The 17,385-nt window shown below is 37.0% G+C and carries 20 protein-coding genes; 8 read left to right on the top strand and 12 right to left on the bottom strand.

Features of this window, described 5'->3' with window-relative positions; all coding sequences use genetic code 11:
• The first annotated feature begins 67 nt into the window (after positions 1-67).
• Positions 68-340: a penicillin-binding protein gene (locus JFL43_RS15195; protein ID WP_200749694.1), complete on the top strand. Its 273-nt coding sequence runs from the start codon at positions 68-70 to the stop codon at positions 338-340.
• Between the two features lie 47 nt (positions 341-387).
• Here JFL43_RS15195 and mnhG read toward each other — a convergent pair whose 3' ends face one another.
• The 7 genes from mnhG to JFL43_RS15230 are packed head-to-tail and all read right to left on the bottom strand — an operon-like array spanning position 388 to position 6,157.
• Positions 388-765 carry a monovalent cation/H(+) antiporter subunit G gene (gene mnhG, locus JFL43_RS15200; protein WP_200749709.1) on the bottom strand — a complete coding sequence of 126 codons (378 nt, stop codon included), beginning with the start codon at positions 763-765 and terminating at the stop codon, positions 388-390.
• The gene (locus JFL43_RS15205) at positions 749-1,030 is read right to left on the bottom strand and encodes a Na(+)/H(+) antiporter subunit F1 (RefSeq protein WP_200749695.1); all 282 of its coding nucleotides are present in this window, start codon (positions 1,028-1,030) and stop codon (positions 749-751) included. Before JFL43_RS15205 ends, mnhG begins: the two co-directional genes overlap by 17 nt.
• Positions 1,027-1,506, bottom strand: coding sequence for a Na+/H+ antiporter subunit E (locus JFL43_RS15210; RefSeq protein ID WP_100796179.1), 480 nt, complete (start codon positions 1,504-1,506; stop codon positions 1,027-1,029). Before JFL43_RS15210 ends, JFL43_RS15205 begins: the two co-directional genes overlap by 4 nt.
• Before the next feature lie 6 nt (positions 1,507-1,512).
• The gene (locus JFL43_RS15215) at positions 1,513-2,997 is read right to left on the bottom strand and encodes a Na+/H+ antiporter subunit D (protein ID WP_200749710.1); all 1,485 of its coding nucleotides are present in this window, start codon (positions 2,995-2,997) and stop codon (positions 1,513-1,515) included.
• Complete coding sequence (locus JFL43_RS15220; RefSeq protein ID WP_100796180.1) at positions 2,990-3,334, bottom strand: Na(+)/H(+) antiporter subunit C; 345 nt, start codon at positions 3,332-3,334, stop codon at positions 2,990-2,992. Before JFL43_RS15220 ends, JFL43_RS15215 begins: the two co-directional genes overlap by 8 nt.
• On the bottom strand, positions 3,334-3,756 hold the full coding sequence (locus JFL43_RS15225) for a Na(+)/H(+) antiporter subunit B (RefSeq protein ID WP_100796181.1): 423 nt from the start codon (positions 3,754-3,756) through the stop codon (positions 3,334-3,336). The genes JFL43_RS15220 and JFL43_RS15225 overlap by 1 nt, the downstream gene beginning before the upstream one ends.
• The gene (locus JFL43_RS15230; protein WP_234447808.1) at positions 3,743-6,157 is read right to left on the bottom strand and encodes a Na+/H+ antiporter subunit A; all 2,415 of its coding nucleotides are present in this window, start codon (positions 6,155-6,157) and stop codon (positions 3,743-3,745) included. The genes JFL43_RS15225 and JFL43_RS15230 overlap by 14 nt, the downstream gene beginning before the upstream one ends.
• Positions 6,158-6,320: 163 nt before the next feature.
• Between JFL43_RS15230 and JFL43_RS15235 the strand changes: the two genes are divergently transcribed.
• Entirely contained in the window at positions 6,321-6,881 is a 561-nt protein-coding gene (locus JFL43_RS15235; protein WP_325166688.1) for a DUF5366 family protein, read from the top strand.
• Between the two features lie 59 nt (positions 6,882-6,940).
• On the opposite strand, the gene JFL43_RS15240 is transcribed toward JFL43_RS15235, so the two are convergent.
• Entirely contained in the window at positions 6,941-8,794 is a 1,854-nt protein-coding gene (locus JFL43_RS15240) for a transglycosylase domain-containing protein (RefSeq protein WP_200749696.1), read from the bottom strand.
• Between the two features lie 155 nt (positions 8,795-8,949).
• Positions 8,950-10,158, bottom strand: a complete 1,209-nt coding sequence (locus JFL43_RS15245) for an MFS transporter (RefSeq protein ID WP_100796185.1) — start codon at positions 10,156-10,158, stop codon at positions 8,950-8,952.
• Between the two features lie 277 nt (positions 10,159-10,435).
• Here JFL43_RS15245 and JFL43_RS15250 point away from each other — a divergent pair, with 277 nt between their 5' ends.
• Both JFL43_RS15250 and JFL43_RS15255 read left to right on the top strand, forming a co-directional pair.
• Positions 10,436-11,026, top strand: coding sequence for a peptidylprolyl isomerase (locus JFL43_RS15250; protein WP_100796186.1), 591 nt, complete (start codon positions 10,436-10,438; stop codon positions 11,024-11,026).
• An 18-nt stretch (positions 11,027-11,044) separates the two neighbouring features.
• The gene (locus JFL43_RS15255; RefSeq protein ID WP_100796187.1) at positions 11,045-11,263 is read left to right on the top strand and encodes a hypothetical protein; all 219 of its coding nucleotides are present in this window, start codon (positions 11,045-11,047) and stop codon (positions 11,261-11,263) included.
• Positions 11,264-11,280: 17 nt separating this feature from the next.
• Here JFL43_RS15255 and JFL43_RS15260 read toward each other — a convergent pair whose 3' ends face one another.
• Positions 11,281-12,456 carry a MalY/PatB family protein gene (locus tag JFL43_RS15260; RefSeq protein ID WP_200749697.1) on the bottom strand — a complete coding sequence of 392 codons (1,176 nt, stop codon included), beginning with the start codon at positions 12,454-12,456 and terminating at the stop codon, positions 11,281-11,283.
• A gap of 75 nt (positions 12,457-12,531) precedes the next feature.
• On the opposite strand from JFL43_RS15260, the gene JFL43_RS15265 reads away from it, so the two are divergent.
• Positions 12,532-12,792 (top strand): DUF1871 family protein, encoded by a 261-nt coding sequence (locus tag JFL43_RS15265; RefSeq protein ID WP_100796190.1) that lies wholly within the window; start codon positions 12,532-12,534, stop codon positions 12,790-12,792.
• 53 nt (positions 12,793-12,845) lie between these two features.
• Here JFL43_RS15265 and JFL43_RS15270 read toward each other — a convergent pair whose 3' ends face one another.
• Both JFL43_RS15270 and JFL43_RS15275 read right to left on the bottom strand, forming a co-directional pair.
• Complete coding sequence (locus JFL43_RS15270) at positions 12,846-13,061, bottom strand: helix-turn-helix domain-containing protein (protein WP_325166689.1); 216 nt, start codon at positions 13,059-13,061, stop codon at positions 12,846-12,848.
• Positions 13,062-13,169: 108 nt separating this feature from the next.
• Positions 13,170-14,501, bottom strand: a complete 1,332-nt coding sequence (locus JFL43_RS15275; RefSeq protein ID WP_200749698.1) for a sodium-dependent transporter — start codon at positions 14,499-14,501, stop codon at positions 13,170-13,172.
• A gap of 132 nt (positions 14,502-14,633) precedes the next feature.
• On the opposite strand from JFL43_RS15275, the gene JFL43_RS15280 reads away from it, so the two are divergent.
• From JFL43_RS15280 to yugI, 3 genes are all read left to right on the top strand, one after another.
• The gene (locus JFL43_RS15280; protein ID WP_200749699.1) at positions 14,634-15,191 is read left to right on the top strand and encodes an RNA polymerase sigma factor; all 558 of its coding nucleotides are present in this window, start codon (positions 14,634-14,636) and stop codon (positions 15,189-15,191) included.
• Entirely contained in the window at positions 15,181-16,920 is a 1,740-nt protein-coding gene (locus JFL43_RS15285; protein ID WP_200749700.1) for a hypothetical protein, read from the top strand. The genes JFL43_RS15280 and JFL43_RS15285 overlap by 11 nt, the downstream gene beginning before the upstream one ends.
• 78 nt (positions 16,921-16,998) lie before the next feature.
• Positions 16,999-17,379, top strand: a complete 381-nt coding sequence (gene yugI, locus JFL43_RS15290; protein WP_100796194.1) for a S1 domain-containing post-transcriptional regulator GSP13 — start codon at positions 16,999-17,001, stop codon at positions 17,377-17,379.
• The last annotated feature ends 6 nt before the right edge of the window (positions 17,380-17,385 follow it).

Raw genomic sequence — 17,385 nt, forward strand, 5'->3', positions numbered from 1 at the left:
CAAGATAGGCCAAGACCTAACTGTTATTAACTATGATACATAGTATAGAGCAGAAAGGAGGAGGCGTATGTTCCCAGTTCGACCATTTCCAATTCGCGGCGGATTTTTCGGCGGCCCTTTTTTTGGTGGTTTTCTAGGTGGTTTAGTCGGCTCATCCATCAGACCACGCCAACCATATAATCAATTTTATGGACCTAACTATGGACCAAATTTCGGACCAAGCTTTGGACCAAATTTCGGACCAAGCTTTGGACCTAACTTCGGATCAAACTTTGGCCCAAACTTTGGCCCACAATGCGGACCACCTTTCGGACCTCCATGTGGTGGACCTTACTGGTAAATAAAAAAGCTTTTGTCCTCACATAATGTGAAGACAAAAGCCTTTTTTTATTCTTTTATTTTTAAAGAAGTTTCTTTTACTTTACGTTCATATTCTGGTTTTAATTCATCTTTTACAGTACCTTTCCAAGTTTTGACGCCTGAAAAGTAAGCTGCACGGGACATGACATGCCCACCAACAGGACCTGTGATGAATAAAAATAAGATACCAAGTAAAATCCGTGGATTGAAATGATCTTCTATTAACCAAAAATGCAAGAAGACACCGATTAAAATACTCATAACGCCTAATGTAGCACTTTTAGAAGCCGCATGAGCGCGGGTATATACATCAGGTAGTCTAATTAGTCCAATCGCTGTAATCAAGATGAAAATAGCCCCAAAAGAGATCGTTAAAACGATTAATATATTAGCGAGAACTATCACGTTCAATAATCTCTCCTTTCTCTATAAATTTAGAGAAAGCTACAGTACCGATAAACGATAAAATCGCTAACAGTAATATAATATCTAAATAGAAGGTCGTTTTGACGAAAATGGAAAACAATCCGATAAGTGAAATGATAGAAACTCCGATTGAATCTAGCGCTACTACACGATCCGGTACAGAAGGACCTTTCACAAGACGGTAAACTAAACCAATCAGTGAAAGTGTAACAATGACAATAATAGCCCAAATGAAGTACATCATGAGCGGCTCACCTCCATGATTGCTTTTTCAAAGGAATTTTTGATCGAATCAACTGCGGATTCTACATCATCAATATCAATCGCATGAATATAAAGTGTTTTCGAATCATCTGATACATGGACAACAATAGTACCAGGAGTCAATGTGATCAAGCTTGATAGTAAAGTAATTTCCCAGTCATGCTCCAACTCAGTTTGCATAGCGAAAATTGCTGGGCGCATATCGAGCTTCGGCTTAATAATCACCATAAATACCTGAATATTAGCAAGCATAAGCTCCTTCATAAACAACATAGTCAACTTAACCAATGCCCATACGCGGCTAATATAAAGGCGCCCTGGGAAGAAGTTACGCATAATATAAATCATAAGCATACCTAACATGAAGCCTATTACAAAGCTGCTTGAGGAGAAACTAGAAGATAAAAACATCCATATAAATGCGATAAAGAAGTTTAACATGATTTGAAATGCCATCGTCATCTACTCCTTTAATACCGCATCTGTATACACAGACGGATTATTTAAAATATTTGCTGCATCTTGCATAAATGGTGTAATCCACTCTGAACCAACGCCATAAAATACTGTTAACATTACAAGGATAGCAGTAGGGATGAACATCATACGATATTGACCTTTATCGATTTGCTGCAATGAACCCTGCTCTTTACCCCAGAATGCATAGATGAAAATGCGAATAACAGATAGTAGAACAACTAAACTAGATAATAAAATCCATATGCTTGCCCCTAGATTTCCTGCCTCAAAACCACCACGCACGATTAATAGCTTACCAACAAATCCACTAAGTGGAGGGATACCGGCAAGTCCGAATGCTGCGATTAAGTAAAACCAGCCAAGAGCAGGATGTGTTTTCATAAGACCGCCCATTTTTCGTAAATCAGAAGTACCCGTAACTGCAATGATGATACCAACTAAAAAGAATAATGCTGCTTTAATAAGCATGTCGTGAATTAAATAAAACATTGATCCCATTAATGCATTGTCATTCATTTGGGATACGCCAAACAAAATAACGCCAACAGCAATAATAATGTTATAAATAATAATTTTTTTCACATCGAAGTAGGCTAAAGCTCCAATACAGCCAGCTAAAATCGTTAGCACGGATAAAATCATTAATAGTTCATGTGTAAAGCCCGTATCATGTACGAAGAATAGTGTATACGTACGAGTAATGGCATAAACCCCAACTTTCGTCAGCAACGCTCCAAACAGTGCGAGCACTGGAATTGGTGGAGCAGCATAAGAAGATGGTAACCAGAAATATAGTGGGAAAATCGCCGCTTTTAAACCGAATACGATTAAGAATAAAACCGCAATTACCGTAATAATACCTGGTTGCCCAATCGCCGCAATTTTCACTGCAATGTCGGCCATATTTAGCGTTCCAACAACAGAGTATAAAAACGCTACTGTAATAACGAAAATAGCAGATGAAATAACATTTACTAAAATATATTTAATCGATTCACGTAATTGTGCTTTCTCGCCACCAAGGACTATCAATAAATATGAAGACATTAACAACACTTCGAAGAATACGAATAGGTTGAAAATATCACCTGTAGTAAAGGCACCATTTACACCTGTTAGCATAAATAGGATACCAGGATAGTAAAAGAACGACTCACGCTCTTTACCAATTGCTGAAATACTATACCAAACCGTGAAGAAAGCAAGTATGACAGATGTTAGGACAAGTAGTGCAGATACAGTATCCGACACCAATGTAATCCCAAATGGAGCGGGCCAGTCCCCAAATGTCACAACTTGAATTCCTTCATTTTTCACTTTAAATAACAAGGCAATAGCAGTAACTAATGCAATTGTTAATCCAGTCATTGCTCCAATTCGTTGATAACGTATGTTTTTTGGCGCAAACATCAACAGCATTCCAAAGAAGAACGGGATGATGATTGGCAACAATAAGAAATTACTCATCATCTTCATCAGTTCCTCTCATTAAATTCATATCATCTGTGCCAAGTTCTTGATAAGCTCTATAAGCTAATACGAGGAAGAAGGCAGTAACACCAAAGCTAATAACAATCGCAGTTAAAATCAATGCTTGTGGGATTGCATCGGCCATATCAGTAACACCATCTGCTAACACAGGAGGTGCACTACCACCTAGACCACCCATTGTTAAGATTAGTAAGTGAGCACCGTGGCTTAGAAGGCCAGTCCCAATAATAATGCGTAGCAAACTTTTGGATAACATCAAATAAACAGCTGCCATAAATAGAAAACCAATGACAAAGGCCATTATGACTTCCATCAATCATCCCCTCCAATCGATTGAATGATTGTCATTGTAACACCAACAACAACGAGATAAACACCAGTATCAAAAAGCATTGCTGTATGCAATTCAGTATCTCCGATTAACGGTAGATAGAAATGATCGAAATAATGCTTGAAAAATGGTCTGCCTAAAAACATCCCGATTGAAGCAGTACCAAGTGCTAGCACTAAGCCGCTTGCAGTCATAATTGTATAGTTGATGGGCAATAATGTTTGGACCGTTTTTAAATCATAAGCTAATAGTAAAAGCACGAGGGCACTAGAAGTAAGTAAACCTCCGACGAAGCCGCCCCCAGGTGCAAAGTGACCGGCTAAAAAGATATGAATTGAAAAGAGAAAGATGATGAAAAATACGACTTGAGCTGTCGTTTTTAAAATGACATCATTTGTTTTCATGCTCATTCTCCTTTCTACTTAGGCGAAGTTTAATCATACCTAAGATGGCCATGCCTGCAATAGATAACACCGTAATTTCGAATAATGTATCAAATCCACGATAATCTACTAAAATTACGTTGACGATATTTCCACCACCAGCTAAAGTATTGACGGTTTCTTTATAGTATTCCGTAATAGAAGGCACGAGCTTTTGAGATTGTGCAGATAGAGCAACGAGTGTCACCATAATACCAACACCTAATGCGATAATGAAGTTGTTTAAGCGGAAGCCAATTCGCTCTTCATGTCGACTAACTTTTGGTAAGTGATAGAACGCAAGTAAAAATAGAGCGACAGATACCGTTTCAATAACGAGTTGTGTCAATGCTAAATCTGGTGCGTTGAAGATCACGAAGAACAACGCTACTGTATAACCAACTGATCCTAAAGCAATAATTGCAGTTAAGCGTGATTTTGAGAATAATACAGTAATCGTACTAATGACTAATACAAGAATGATAATAATCTCATAAAAACGAATTGGTGCAGTGCCTTCCATGGAGAATGTAAAGGCATCCTTTGCAAATAGAGTCCCTATTGTAATCGCAACAATGAATGCGAACATATAGATTAGGTAATTACGTATTGAACCTGTCATATATAATTTAGAGAAGCGATTTAAATCTTTATCTAAAAATGTCATGAAGCGGTCGTATAGTCGATTGAGTGACAACCAATCAGGCATAATTTTGTATAGCTTTTGCCATTTTGCAATAGTTAAGTAAAGCAAGAAACCAACGACAAAAATGCCAAGTGTCATAAATAACTCAGGTTTAAAGCCATGCCAAGCTGATACATGAATCGGAATATCACTAGCAGAATCATATAAGAATGGCTGAATGGCAAGAACGGCCGGTTTTACGAAAACATCCCCAATAATATTAGGAATAAAGAAAATAATCACAACGAGTGAAGCTAAAAGTATCGGTGAAATTAACATACCAATTGGCGCTTCATGAGCTTTTTTCGGTAATAATTCGGGTTTGTATTTACCTGTAAATGTTTTAAATACAAAGTAGAAGCTATAAACAAAAGTAAAGACACTTGCAATCCATGCAACGATTGGGAAAACAGCCCCCCATGTATCCATTGCCAAAATATTAAAATCCTTCATAGCAAGCATAGATGTTAAAAACATTTCTTTACTTAAAAAACCGTTAAATGGAGGTACACCAGCCATCGATAAACTACCAATTGCAGCGACAGTAAAGCTAATTGGCATAATACTCATAAGCCCACCAAGTTTACGAATATCCCGTGTTCCCGTTTCATGATCAACAATACCTGCGATCATAAATAGGCTACCTTTGAATGTTGCATGGTTTATTAAATGGAATATAGCTGCAAAGGCAGCAAATTTAAATACAGTATCCTGCGCTTGGTCAACATGGAATGCAACTGCACTCGCACCAAGCAAAGACATAATTAATCCTAATTGACTGACTGTTGAAAAAGCTAATATGCCTTTTAAATCTGTTTGCTTCACAGCAAAGAAAGAACCCCAGAATAATGTAAATAAACCGACTCCCATAACGAGCCAAACCCACGTTTCTGAAATAGCAAAAATAGGTGTTAAACGTGCTACTAAATAGATGCCCGCTTTGACCATCGTCGCTGAGTGTAAATAAGCACTAACAGGTGTAGGCGCTTCCATTGCATCTGGTAACCAAATGTAAAAAGGAAACTGAGCGGACTTTGTAAAAGCCCCGAGTAAAATAAGCACGAGTGATAAAGTAAACCATTCATGAGATGCAAGTGTAGGTGCTTGCGCAATGAGTTCACGGATAGAGTAAGTTTCCCCCATGATGGATAATAGTACGAAACCTCCGAGCATCATTAGACCGCCAAAAACAGTAATCATCATTGATTTTAAAGCACCGAATCTAGAGCGATCACGATCATACCAGTAACCAATTAGCAAGAAGGAAGAAATCGAAGTCAATTCCCAAAATAGATATAAGCTAATTAAATGGTCTGATTGTACAACGCCTAGCATGGCACTCATGAACATTAACAAGTAAACATAGAAATTATGTAATTGTTCACGGCTACGATCTAAGTAGAAGATAGAGTATAGAACGACTAAAGCGCCGATTCCCGTAATGAGAAGAGAAAATAAGAGGCTTAAGCCATCAATATAAGAGATAAATGAAATACCGAGTGATGGAATCCAATTGACCTCTGAAACAATTGTTTCACCATGCATCACCTGCGAAATATAAGAGGCATAAATGGCTGCTAACACAACTGGAACAATAAGTACAAACCAGCCAGTATGGAGACCTCTTACCTTCTTAAAAAGAACAGGTATAAAGATTGCAGCAATAATTGGTATGAATATAAATAATACTTGTACCAAACAAATCCTCCTTTCAGAAAAGTCTTAAGATGCAGTCAACAAATCATATTATAGCTCATAATTAATACATTTGCATGGCATATTCCGCATTCTTGCTCTTGATTGTATAGGTATTTATTCGATATTATAAATAGGAAATAAATAATAAAAAAATCGAGGAATTATGATGAAAAACCCCTATGTTTATGGCTATTTACCATTTATTACGATAATCCTTTTTAGTTTAACTTTTGGATTATATACGGTAACAGAATCCATTGAAATCTTCAAATCCATCGGTGTTTACACTGGTATGCGAGAGTTTTTATCGGAAATACAGCTTCGTGTATTTCTATTAATTGTTTTTGCACTTTGTTATTTTATGCTTTTCTCTGCGCTAAAATTGATCGGAGAGACAATCCATGAATTAGCTATGTTATTCTTTTCAAGAGATATAGACGGAAAAACAGTTGCAGAAGCACGAGGAGGAAATGTGGTTTTCTTCTTTGGAGCACTTGCCTCTGCCTTCGGAATTCAAATGTTTATGGTACTTATGATTATTTTCATAGTGTCGGTTATTGTTTACTTTGTATTTGTCATTTATAAAATTAGTAACCATATGACATTAGGTGCAACAATCGGTGTATTAGTATTCGAGATTGCCCTTTGGAGCGTCTTTATTACTTTAATCGTTTATGTAGTTTTTAAATTGTATAACGGCATTTTAGCGAGTTTACCAATTTAAAAGTTTGGAAACGAGAAAAGCTGTCTTGAACGAGAAATCGTTCGAGACAGCTTTTGTTTTTATTGCATAATACTTGAGAAAATCCGATGATGGATTTTCGCATTTTCAAGCCAATACATATTTCTTGGGCGGTCATAACCAATCCATACAGCAGAAGTATAACGATCAGTTAAACCTGCCAACCAATAATCACGATAATCATTTGTAGTCCCTGTTTTGGCCCCGACATATGGAGCATTCACATGAATTCCGACGCCCGTGCCATTATGGACAACATCACCTAATAATGTTCGCATATGCTGGGTGGTGCTAGCAGACCAAACTTGCATTTGCTTTTGCTCCCATTCATATAGAACTTTGCCATCTCGGCTCTTCACTTGACGAATAGCATGGGCAGGTTCATAGTCCCCGTTAATAAAACTAGTATAGGCGTCTGCTAATTCTAGCGCCGTTACACCATGTGTTAGACCACCAATAGCAGCAGAGTAAACGTGATCGGCGTTAGTTATTGACTCAAATTGGAACGGTTTCAAGAAAGAGAATGCCTTTGCCGTGCCAATTTGATGGAAAAGACGCATCGCAACCGTATTATAACTATAACGGAAGCCTTGCTGCAGAGAAACATTACCAATTACTTGCCCACCGTAGTTTTGCGGGCAGTAAGAGCCGATACAGAAAGGGGAACCGCTAACGATTGTATTAGGTGTAGCTGAAGTAAGTTCAAAGTAAGGTGCATAGTCGATTAGCGGTTTGAATGCAGAGCCAGGCTGACGCACACCTTGAAAGGCACGATTAAAATCGAACTTTTCATAATCTTTCCCACCGTAAATACTGACGATTTCTCTACTAGTGTTATCAATAACGACGGCAGCTGCCTGTAACTCGGAAGTATAGGAAACAGCTTGATCAATAGCGTTCTGGTCTGCTATTTGCTTCGTAGGAGAAAGGGCAGTATCAATAATAAGACCTTCATTTAACAATGTATTGACACGTTTTGTCAGCTTCTTATTAATAGCCTGTTTATCAGCACTTGTTTTAGCTGCTTTTAGTTGTTTTGTAAAGCCTTCTTTGTCTGAGATCAATGAATGTAACTCGTTTAATACATAGGTGCTATAAGCTGGATATTGTTGCTTTTTCTTCTTAATAGTCAGCGTTATGTTCTCTTTTTTTATGTTCTTACCTTGTTTAGCAGTAAGAACACCCTTATCCACAAGTTTGTTAATAAGGCGTTCCTGTCTTTTTTTCGTATTGTCGAAATGTTTGACAGGGTCATATAAAGTGGGGTTGTTTGGAATGGCAGCTAAAAAAGCCATTTCAGCCTTCGATAATTTGCTTACAGGACGTTGGAAGTAGTATGTCGATGCGCCTCCAATACCGTATGTGCCGTTACTAAAGTACATTTCATTTAAATACATATTTAAAATTTCATCTTTAGCTGTTTTTTGCTCCAACTCATAGGAGTAGAAAAGTTCTAATAATTTTCGCTCGTAAGATTTTTCTTCTGATAAATAGCGCATGCGGACGAGTTGTTGGGTAATTGTACTACCACCTTGCGACGATTCTCCACTAGCAGAGTTTACAACAGCGGCTCGTGCAATGGCACTTAAGTCAAAGCCAATATGGTCATAAAAATGCTCATCTTCACTATATAAAAACAGCTCTTGGACAAACTCAGGAATATCTGCAAGCTTCATAGGTTTGCGCCATTCCGTATATTCCTCTGAAAAAGTTTCCTTGTTTTGGTCTCTTAAAACAGTCGGAATAAGTGAATTTGTTGCCTCTAGTTGAATGGAAGATGCGAACTTTCCATCTAATGTATTCGCTGTTTTTATTTCTAAAGCAATTTTATCGAATAGAAAAAATAGCAGAGGAAGACTGATAATAATGATAAAACTACCAACTACTTTTCTCAAAGATACCCTCCTAAATTCAAAGCTTATGTAAAAATAGTATGATAAAAAAGTGCAAACTACCATAAAAAAGAATAGCACATTTTAAGAGAAGGCTGTTAAAGAATAAAGAAATTTCCAGCCATTTTCTAATAAAAATGTGCTATTGCTTTTCAAAATCATAAAATATCTTCTAAATGTTGTCTTGGTAATTTTCTTGTCCATTTTAAAATAATAAAAGCTATAAAAAATAACGTACCCGTTACGTAGAAAACAGATGAAATACCAATAAAACCACTGACAATACCGCCAAATAAGGGACCGATAATATTTCCTAGGAAACGGAAACTTGTATTGTAACCCATCACTTCACCTTGAATATCAATCGGTGCTTCTCGTCGAATAAGGGCAGTAGTCGTAGGAATTAAACCACCCACTGCAATACCAAACAGTAGCCGTAGCCCAATTAATTGCCAAAGAGACGTTACAAACGCCTGCGGAATAATGAAAATAACGGCTATTGCTAAAAGAATCGTCAACACTTTTTCATAGCCAATTTGGTCCCCAAGCCTTCCCCAGAACCTTGCAAACAACAAATTCCCTATGCCAGCAGCACTAAAGGTTAGGCCCGCTAAAAAGGCAACTTGCTCACTAGTTGTTAAATCGGATACATAAAGAGAAAGTAAAGGCTGGATACTAAAATTTCCGATTTGAATTAGGGTTGTAATCATCATGACATTAAATAATAAGCGATGATGGATAATGCCTTTTAAAACGTCCATGCGGGAATAAACAATCGCATTTTTCTTCTTCACTCTTTGTAGTTCATTGACGCCAAAAATGACGAGTAGGGCGGCTGTTGCAATGGAAGCAGCTGTAATAACAAATGTATACTGAAAACCAAATTCATCTGCTAATAAGCCACCAATGACAGGTCCAAATAGCGTACCTGTCACACTACCCATTTGCAAAGTACCAAGTGTTTTCCCTGCAATTTCTTTCGGTGTTTGTCTACTAATAAAGGCAAGGGATGTTGGGATAAATCCCGTTACAATGCCCATAAACAAACGCAATAAGAAGAACTGCTCCACGTTTTGTACATACCCCATGAAGAAAATACTGATGGATAAACCGAAGCCATTAATAATTAAAATTGGTTTGTAGCCATATTTATCTGCAACACGTCCCCAAATCGGTGACATTAAAAAAGCAGATACAAATGTAGCGCCAAAGATTAAACCTGCCCATTTTTGGACATAACTTTCGGTGAAATCGCCCATCGTTTCAATGTATAATGAAAGAAAGGGCATAATCATAGTAGCTGTTCCTGCAACTAATAAGTTGGCAAACCAGATAATGATGAAATTGCGTTTTTGCTGTGGATTCATGAGATCACTTTCTTCCGCTATATTATTTGGTCTATTTGTAGTATAAAGCATTATAAATTTCGGATGAAGTTCAGCAGCCAGAGTTTCTAACTGAAAAATAATGCGAATTATGATAGACTATGACGGGGTATGCAAGTATCTAAGCAATCTATATGCAACAGCATGTTTGAAATCTATGAAGGTTGCGGTGACAGGGTATACTTACCTGGCGCATTACTATTATTTTCCCCATTAACAATTGCAACTAAACATTCACGATATTAAAGGAGATTATATTATGTATCCACAATTAACAGCTGAAGTTTCAGCTAATGAAGCACTAGTCGAAATGAAAACTACTTTAGGTTCAATCAAAATTAAATTGTTCCCAGAGCTTGCGCCTAAAACAGTTCAAAACTTCTTAACACACGCTGAAAATGGCTATTATGATGGCATCATTTTCCACCGTATTATTAAAGATTTCATGATCCAAGGTGGAGACCCAACTGGTACAGGTATGGGTGGAGAAAGTATTTATGGATCAACATTCGAAGATGAATTCACAAATGATTTATTCAACTTACGTGGTGCGTTATCAATGGCAAATGCAGGTCCTGGCACTAACGGAAGCCAATTCTTCATCGTTCAAATGCCATCAATCCCTGCTAACATGATCGACCAAATGAAAGACGCTGGCTACCCAGAAGAAGTTATCGCCGCATACAAAGAAAATGGTGGTACACCTTGGTTAGACCACAAACATACTGTATTTGGTCATGTAGTAGAAGGTATGGACATCGTTGACAAAATGGCTGATGTTGAAAAAGATATGCGTGACAAACCACTAGAAGACATTTCAATTCAAGCAATCGAAATTCTTCAAAAATAATAAAGGGAGCGTTGTCGGATGAAAACTTGGATTTTGAATGAGTTTCTCTATTTTCCTGAAAATAAATCAGAGTATCTTCCAGCAGCAATTGAATTTGCAATTATCCTTGTTCTTTGTGTAGCTGTTTTTATCGTAGTTAAAAAAATGGCTAAAAAGCAAGAGCTAAAAACAAAAATGCTAGAAGAAGAGATTCTTCAACAGCGTCAAAAAAACGAACAGAAAAACCAGTCGATTTAGATTCGACTGGTTTTATATTATTTAAATGCTTTTATAAATCTTTCAATACCATCCTCAAGTGTTGCTCTTGGACAAGCTATGTTCATACGAAGGAAACCACGACCAGATTCACCGTATTTAGAGCCTGGATCTAAAGCAAGCTTGCCAGTATGTAAAAGACGCTCCATCACTTCTTGTTCCTCTAGACCTGTCTCACGATAATCAATCCATAACAAGTATGTACCTTGAGGTTTTGTAATGTTAATACCCGGAACGGCAGCTGGAATCTTCTCTATAACAAGATCCATATTAGCTGAAAGATACGCCAACAGTTCAGCTAACCATTCTTCGCCCTCTGTATAAACTGCCTTCATAGCAGCGATGGCAAAAGTATTAGGCCCCATCTGCCCATGTGAAGCAGAATTTTCGGAAAGTTTGCTGCGCATTGCATCGTCAGAAACAATCATCATAGCTATTTGGACACCTGCTAAGTTAAATGTTTTCGTTGGCGCCATACAAGTAATAATGCGAGCATCCTCTTCACTAGCAATTTTAGCAAGTGGCGTATGCTTATGCCCATCAAACATTAAATCAGCGTGAATTTCATCCGCCAAAATGAGTACATTGTACTTCGTGCAAAGTCGGAGCATCTCACGTAAATCATCCTCACTCCAGACGATACCTCCAGGATTATGTGGGTTACATAAAATGAATAATTTTACTTCTTCTTTCGCAGCACTTTTTTCAAAGGCGTCGAAATCTAATGAGTACTGACCATCCTTTTCTACCATCACACATTCTTCCATACCACGATCAAGTGCAGTCGGCACAATAGAAAACGGAGGATAGACAGGAGGAGTAATTAAAATTTTATCTTGAGGCTTTGTAAATGTCTCCACAATTGACGCAATAGCAGGTACAACACCACTATGATAGAGTACCCAATCTTTATTAATCGTCCAATCATGTCGCTTTTTAACCCAAGAGACAAAAGAACCCGTTGTAGAGTCATCCACAATTGAATAACCTAAAACAGCATGATTCAAGCGCTCCCCGATGGCTTTTATTACTACTTCAGGGGCAGCGAAGTCCATGTCTGCCACCCACATTGGTAAAATAGTAGAAGCATCCTCAATTTGATAGATAGCCTCCATCATATCCCATTTTAACGAGTTTGTATTGCGCCTATTTATAACTTCATCGAATCTACTCAAGCATATTCCTCTTTTCTTTTTTTATATCTATGTTATCATAACGGTTAAAGATGAAAAGTAATTAGGTGAAAAAATATGGAGAATATTGCAATGAACCGAAAAGCTGTACACATCCTTGAAGGCTGGGACCCGTTTGAAATGGGAAATTTCACATATGACACGGAGGCTGCCGATGTCGTAGCTGAACTACAGCATATCGATGATCCAACAGTGCTCGGTAAGAAAATCCAAGAAATTTACGAGCAATCATTTGAAAGATGGATTCCGATTGAAAAGTGCGTCGAAATATCCTATAAGCTATTAGCGGTGAAATTCGAAGCAAAATGCATAGTGTAAAATAGAAAAAGCCTTATTGGTCGACGTAAATCGAGCAATAAGGCTTTTTTTGTTTAGCTAAATTGTAAACCATCCGTTAAGTTAGACAACGGCACTTCCAATGTATTTGAAAGTTTTAAAATAGTCTCTCTTGAAGGAATATCTTCTCCAGTTTCATAGCGCCCTAATTTTTCGGCACTAATACGAATTTTTAAAGATAATTCCTCGAGTGAAATATTACGCTCCTCGCGAAGTTGGCGAAGCTGAGTATGAAAATCTTGATTCATCATAATAAATAAAGCACTCCTTTCAAATCGTCTACAATAAATGTGTTTTAAATTATAACACGGCCCGAACGAAGAAATTCCTATCATTAGTGACAGAAAAAAGACAATTTACTATTTGAAGAAAATACCTTGGATAAATACAATAATAATTGCAATAGGTGCTACAAAACGAACAAGAATATGCCAAGTTGTGAATATCCAACTCTTTGTATCTAATTCAGATGCGGCATCTGCTCTTGAAATTTTATAACCAGCGAAAATTGCTACTAGTAATGCTCCTATAGGCATACCAATACTGTTTGTGAGGAAATCGGCAAAATCGAAAATCGAACGATTGAAAATTTGTATATCCGATAGCACACCAAATGATAAAGCACTTGGAATACCGATTATGAAAATGCCTAGGCCACATAACCATGAATACTGTTTACGTTTATCATATTTCGGACCCATCGCAGTTGCTACAACAATTTCTAACATAGCAATTGCAGACGTTACTGTCGCAAATAATAATAAGATAAAGAAGATAATCATGAATAGTGCACCGAATGGTATTTGCTGGAATACAGCAGGTAAAATGATAAAGACAAGCCCTGGTCCTTGGTCAGGTGAATAACCTAATGCAAACACTGCAGGGAAAATCACTAAACCTGCTAAAAGTGAAATACCGATATTCAACCAAGCCACGTTCATCGCTGAGCTACCGATTTTCTCTTCTTTCGATAAGTAAGAAGCATATGTCATCATGGCCGCAACTCCAACACTTAATGAGAAGAACGCTTGTCCTAAAGCCATTAATAATGTTTTACCAGTTAAGTATGACCAGTCTGGAACGAACATGAATTTAATACCTTCCATAGCACCATCCAATGTTAAAGATCGGACAACTAACACGATAAAGAATACGAATAGTAAAGGCATCATCCATTTACTTGCTTTTTCAATGCCGTTTTTAACTCCGCCTTGTACAATCCAAACCGTCAAGAACAAGAATGCGCCTTGTGCAATAACGACTTCCCATGGATTTTGTGTAATGGAGTTAAATAACTCACCATAATAATCTTGGCTACTACCAGTTAATTTGAAAGCAACTGCGCGAACAATATAACTTAGAATCCATCCACCAACAACGCTGTAGAAGGATAAAATAATAGAAGAAAATATAAAACCAGCCCATCCTGTAAAATACCAGCGTGTTCCTGGAGCTTGTTTTTTAAATGAAGTAACAGCATCCGATTGGCCACGTCGCCCAATCATAAATTCAGCAACCAATATAGGCAGTCCGATGACTAATGTACATAAAATAAATAGTAAAATGAAAACACTACCACCATTAGTACCAGCCATATATGGAAACTTCCAAATAGCCCCTAAACCGATGGCACTACCAGCTGCCGCTAAAATAAATCCTATCTTTGACGCAAATTGATCCCTATTAGACACTTTGTATGTCCTCCTTTTTGTAAGGATTGTTCTATTCTACAACACCTAGTAACAAAAAAGTATAGTAATTGTGAAACAATATTGAAAGTTCTGTCGTATCACCTACAGAACAACAGAGAGCGAGGGGGAACAATGACAGATAAGGAGTTAATAACGCAAGCGCAAGGTGGAGATATAGAAGCCTATACAAAGCTTATGCAATTACATCATCGAACCGTTGAAAGGTTTGCCTTTCAGTGTGGTGTCCATAGCACAGATATACCGGATATCACACAAGAGGTATTTGTTAAGATATACCGCTTTTTGCATCAATTCAATCAAGATCGGTTCACAACATGGCTCTATAAAATCACATTAAATGCAACGCGCGACTATTATCGCAAAGAATCACGTGAAAAGTCGAAGGAAGAAAAACTCACAAAAAGCAGCGCACGCCATACATACACACCATCTGCTGAGGAGCGAATTCTAGTCTTTGAAGAGGATCAGACATTACACCAAGCCATCTTACAGTTAGACGAAAAATATCGTTATCCCATCGTGCTCTATTATTTTCATGAATTAACATACGAACAAATTGCAGAAGTATTAAATACACCATTATCAACAGTGAAGACACGGCTACTCCGCGCCAAGGAGCAGCTAAAAAGAGTGCTAACAACAAACGGAGGTGCTGAAAGTGGACGATAAACAATTTGAAGATCGTATGAGGCTACTAAAAAAATCTTATGATCGTGTACCATCACAATTTCAGCAGGAAGAAATAATAGAGCAAATTGAAATTGAAAAACAATCACAAACAGTAGACCTAATAAGAAAGCCACGTAAAAATCGCCAAAAGCTAACTATATGGGCTATTAGCATCGCGAGCATTTTTGTTATAAGTATTTTAGGTGCCACTTTTATACTTGAAAGTGACAAGGAAAACAATCAAGGTGGAAAAGGACAATATACTTTGGCGGAAGTGTTTAAAGATGTAGAAAAGGATTATCCAATTACTAGAGAAAAAAACCGGAAGCTTTTAAAAATGAAAGAAGAAGATTTTGCTGAATTAGATTTTGTTAAAGTGGCGGACTCTAAATATAATATGTATAAAAATGCAGCAAAAAAAGATGCTGGGAAATACTTAATGTCAGCAAAAGAAAAGGCTAATATATATGATCAAATAATTAAGCGTATCCAGTTACCATTACCATTAATTGTTATAGCAGCATCTAATCCAAAAAAATTATCGGAATCTGAAGCTAAGAAATACATCTCAGATTATTATTTTCGTACAGAGGATTTGGTTAACTACTATGAAAATTTATTTTCAGATTATAAAGAGGAAATAAAAGCGTTAAGTAAAGATGGACAATTAAATGAACAAACCATTCCAATGAATAGAGAACGATTGCCACAGGAGCTGCAAGATGCCATCGAAGGAGCTCGGAGTCAAAATCTACATTTGAAAGTAGTAAATAGTAAATTTGTTTTTGCCTATTTAAATGATTTTGCAGTGAAAAAACTGCGAGATAAAATATCTGATAGACTATTGGGCTACTTAACCATTATTGAAAAGGCGCCCTATTCATATGATGCAACTCTATTACATCCTGTTGAAGAAACAGGAAATATTTTGAATACAATTGAACGTACATTGAATTTAGTTGATAAAGAAGAAATTACTTTTTTTAATGCCATAGAATATGATTATGCTGAAATGGCTTTTTATTTTTTAATCGGTTCAAATGAACATCCTGTTTTTGATAAGAAAGGTAAGGTTAATCAGGAATATCGTGATGCATGGCAAAATGTATTAGCAAGGAGCCCTAAATATTCCCCACTAGCTGTGTATTTAGAACCTATCATAAGGGATTTTCAATCAACAAATTGGACTACTTCTGAAAACTGGGAAAATGTCTTATCTATTGATATAAAAAAAGTAATGGAAAATAAGTTGAAGGAAGCATCTCTCGATAATTTTGGAGATGAGTACTATGAGGATTTAACAATAATCAATTCGGAATTTGAATCTCAAAATCATATGTATTTAAAAAATACTCTAGGTCCAAATGCTAAAGCTTTGTTCAAGGAGGCTAAAGCAACTGATATTGTTGGTTTATATTATAACAGCATGCGTCTTAAACATTTTGATACAGTCCTTGAGCTGTATGCTAAAGGTAAGCAATATGACATACCTTCAGAAGAACAAATAATGAAAAATAGATTGGAGTCTTTTGAAGATGTAACTAGGCTTAGTGATATTATGGAGTATATGATTTTCATACAAAGTAGCACGGAAAAAGGAGAACCTGAAAAGGGTATTGTTCGAGTAATAATGAAGAAAGAAGCAAAAGAAGATTCAATAAGAGTTGAGGAATTTCAACTTATTAAGGAAGATGTTGGTTGGCGCATTCTCTACACAGAAGCTCAGTGAATTTTGCCCGTATTATACCACTATGTTATAATTTAACATGAATATAGTGTATATAGTTACAGAAGGTAGGAAGGGCTTATGGCGTACAAATATGAAGTAGGAGACGTGTTAACCGGTAAGGTCACAGGAATACAGCCGTATGGGGCGTTCGTCGCTCTTGATGAAAATACCCAAGGATTAGTGCATATTTCTGAAATTACTTACGGTTTCGTAAAAAATATTACGGATCTTTTATCGGTTGGTCAGGAAGTACATGTAAAGGTACTTGAAATCGATGAACATGCAAGCAAAATCAGCTTATCTATTCGTGCACTGCAAGAACGCCCAGTAATGAAACGTAAAGAAAATGCGCCGAGAAAATCTTTACAAGCGCGAGTTGACGAAAAAGATGCGGTGGGCTTTAATTCGTTGAAAGAAAAGTTACAAGATTGGATCGATCAATCAGGTATAAAAGGATAATGGAAA

The organism is Viridibacillus soli, from assembly GCF_016612995.1.
GTDB lineage: Bacteria > Bacillota > Bacilli > Bacillales_A > Planococcaceae > Viridibacillus > Viridibacillus soli.

Excerpts from the sequence above, each read along its gene's own strand:
- JFL43_RS15195 (WP_200749694.1), top strand. The coding sequence starts at position 68 with ATGTTCCCAGTTCGACCATTTCCAATTCGCGGCGGATTTTTCGGCGGC.
- JFL43_RS15235 (WP_325166688.1), top strand. The coding sequence starts at position 6,321 with ATGATGAAAAACCCCTATGTTTATGGCTATTTACCATTTATTACGATA.
- JFL43_RS15270 (WP_325166689.1), bottom strand. The coding sequence starts at position 13,061 with ATGATGAATCAAGATTTTCATACTCAGCTTCGCCAACTTCGCGAGGAG.
- JFL43_RS15265 (WP_100796190.1), top strand. The coding sequence starts at position 12,532 with ATGGAGAATATTGCAATGAACCGAAAAGCTGTACACATCCTTGAAGGC.
- yugI (WP_100796194.1), top strand. The coding sequence starts at position 16,999 with ATGGCGTACAAATATGAAGTAGGAGACGTGTTAACCGGTAAGGTCACA.
- JFL43_RS15210 (WP_100796179.1), bottom strand. The coding sequence starts at position 1,506 with ATGGCATTTCAAATCATGTTAAACTTCTTTATCGCATTTATATGGATG.
- JFL43_RS15245 (WP_100796185.1), bottom strand. The coding sequence starts at position 10,158 with ATGAATCCACAGCAAAAACGCAATTTCATCATTATCTGGTTTGCCAAC.
- JFL43_RS15225 (WP_100796181.1), bottom strand. The coding sequence starts at position 3,756 with ATGAAAACAAATGATGTCATTTTAAAAACGACAGCTCAAGTCGTATTT.
- JFL43_RS15205 (WP_200749695.1), bottom strand. The coding sequence starts at position 1,030 with ATGATGTACTTCATTTGGGCTATTATTGTCATTGTTACACTTTCACTG.
- JFL43_RS15255 (WP_100796187.1), top strand. The coding sequence starts at position 11,045 with ATGAAAACTTGGATTTTGAATGAGTTTCTCTATTTTCCTGAAAATAAA.
- JFL43_RS15215 (WP_200749710.1), bottom strand. The coding sequence starts at position 2,997 with ATGAGTAATTTCTTATTGTTGCCAATCATCATCCCGTTCTTCTTTGGA.
- JFL43_RS15220 (WP_100796180.1), bottom strand. The coding sequence starts at position 3,334 with ATGGAAGTCATAATGGCCTTTGTCATTGGTTTTCTATTTATGGCAGCT.
- JFL43_RS15250 (WP_100796186.1), top strand. The coding sequence starts at position 10,436 with ATGTATCCACAATTAACAGCTGAAGTTTCAGCTAATGAAGCACTAGTC.
- JFL43_RS15280 (WP_200749699.1), top strand. The coding sequence starts at position 14,634 with ATGACAGATAAGGAGTTAATAACGCAAGCGCAAGGTGGAGATATAGAA.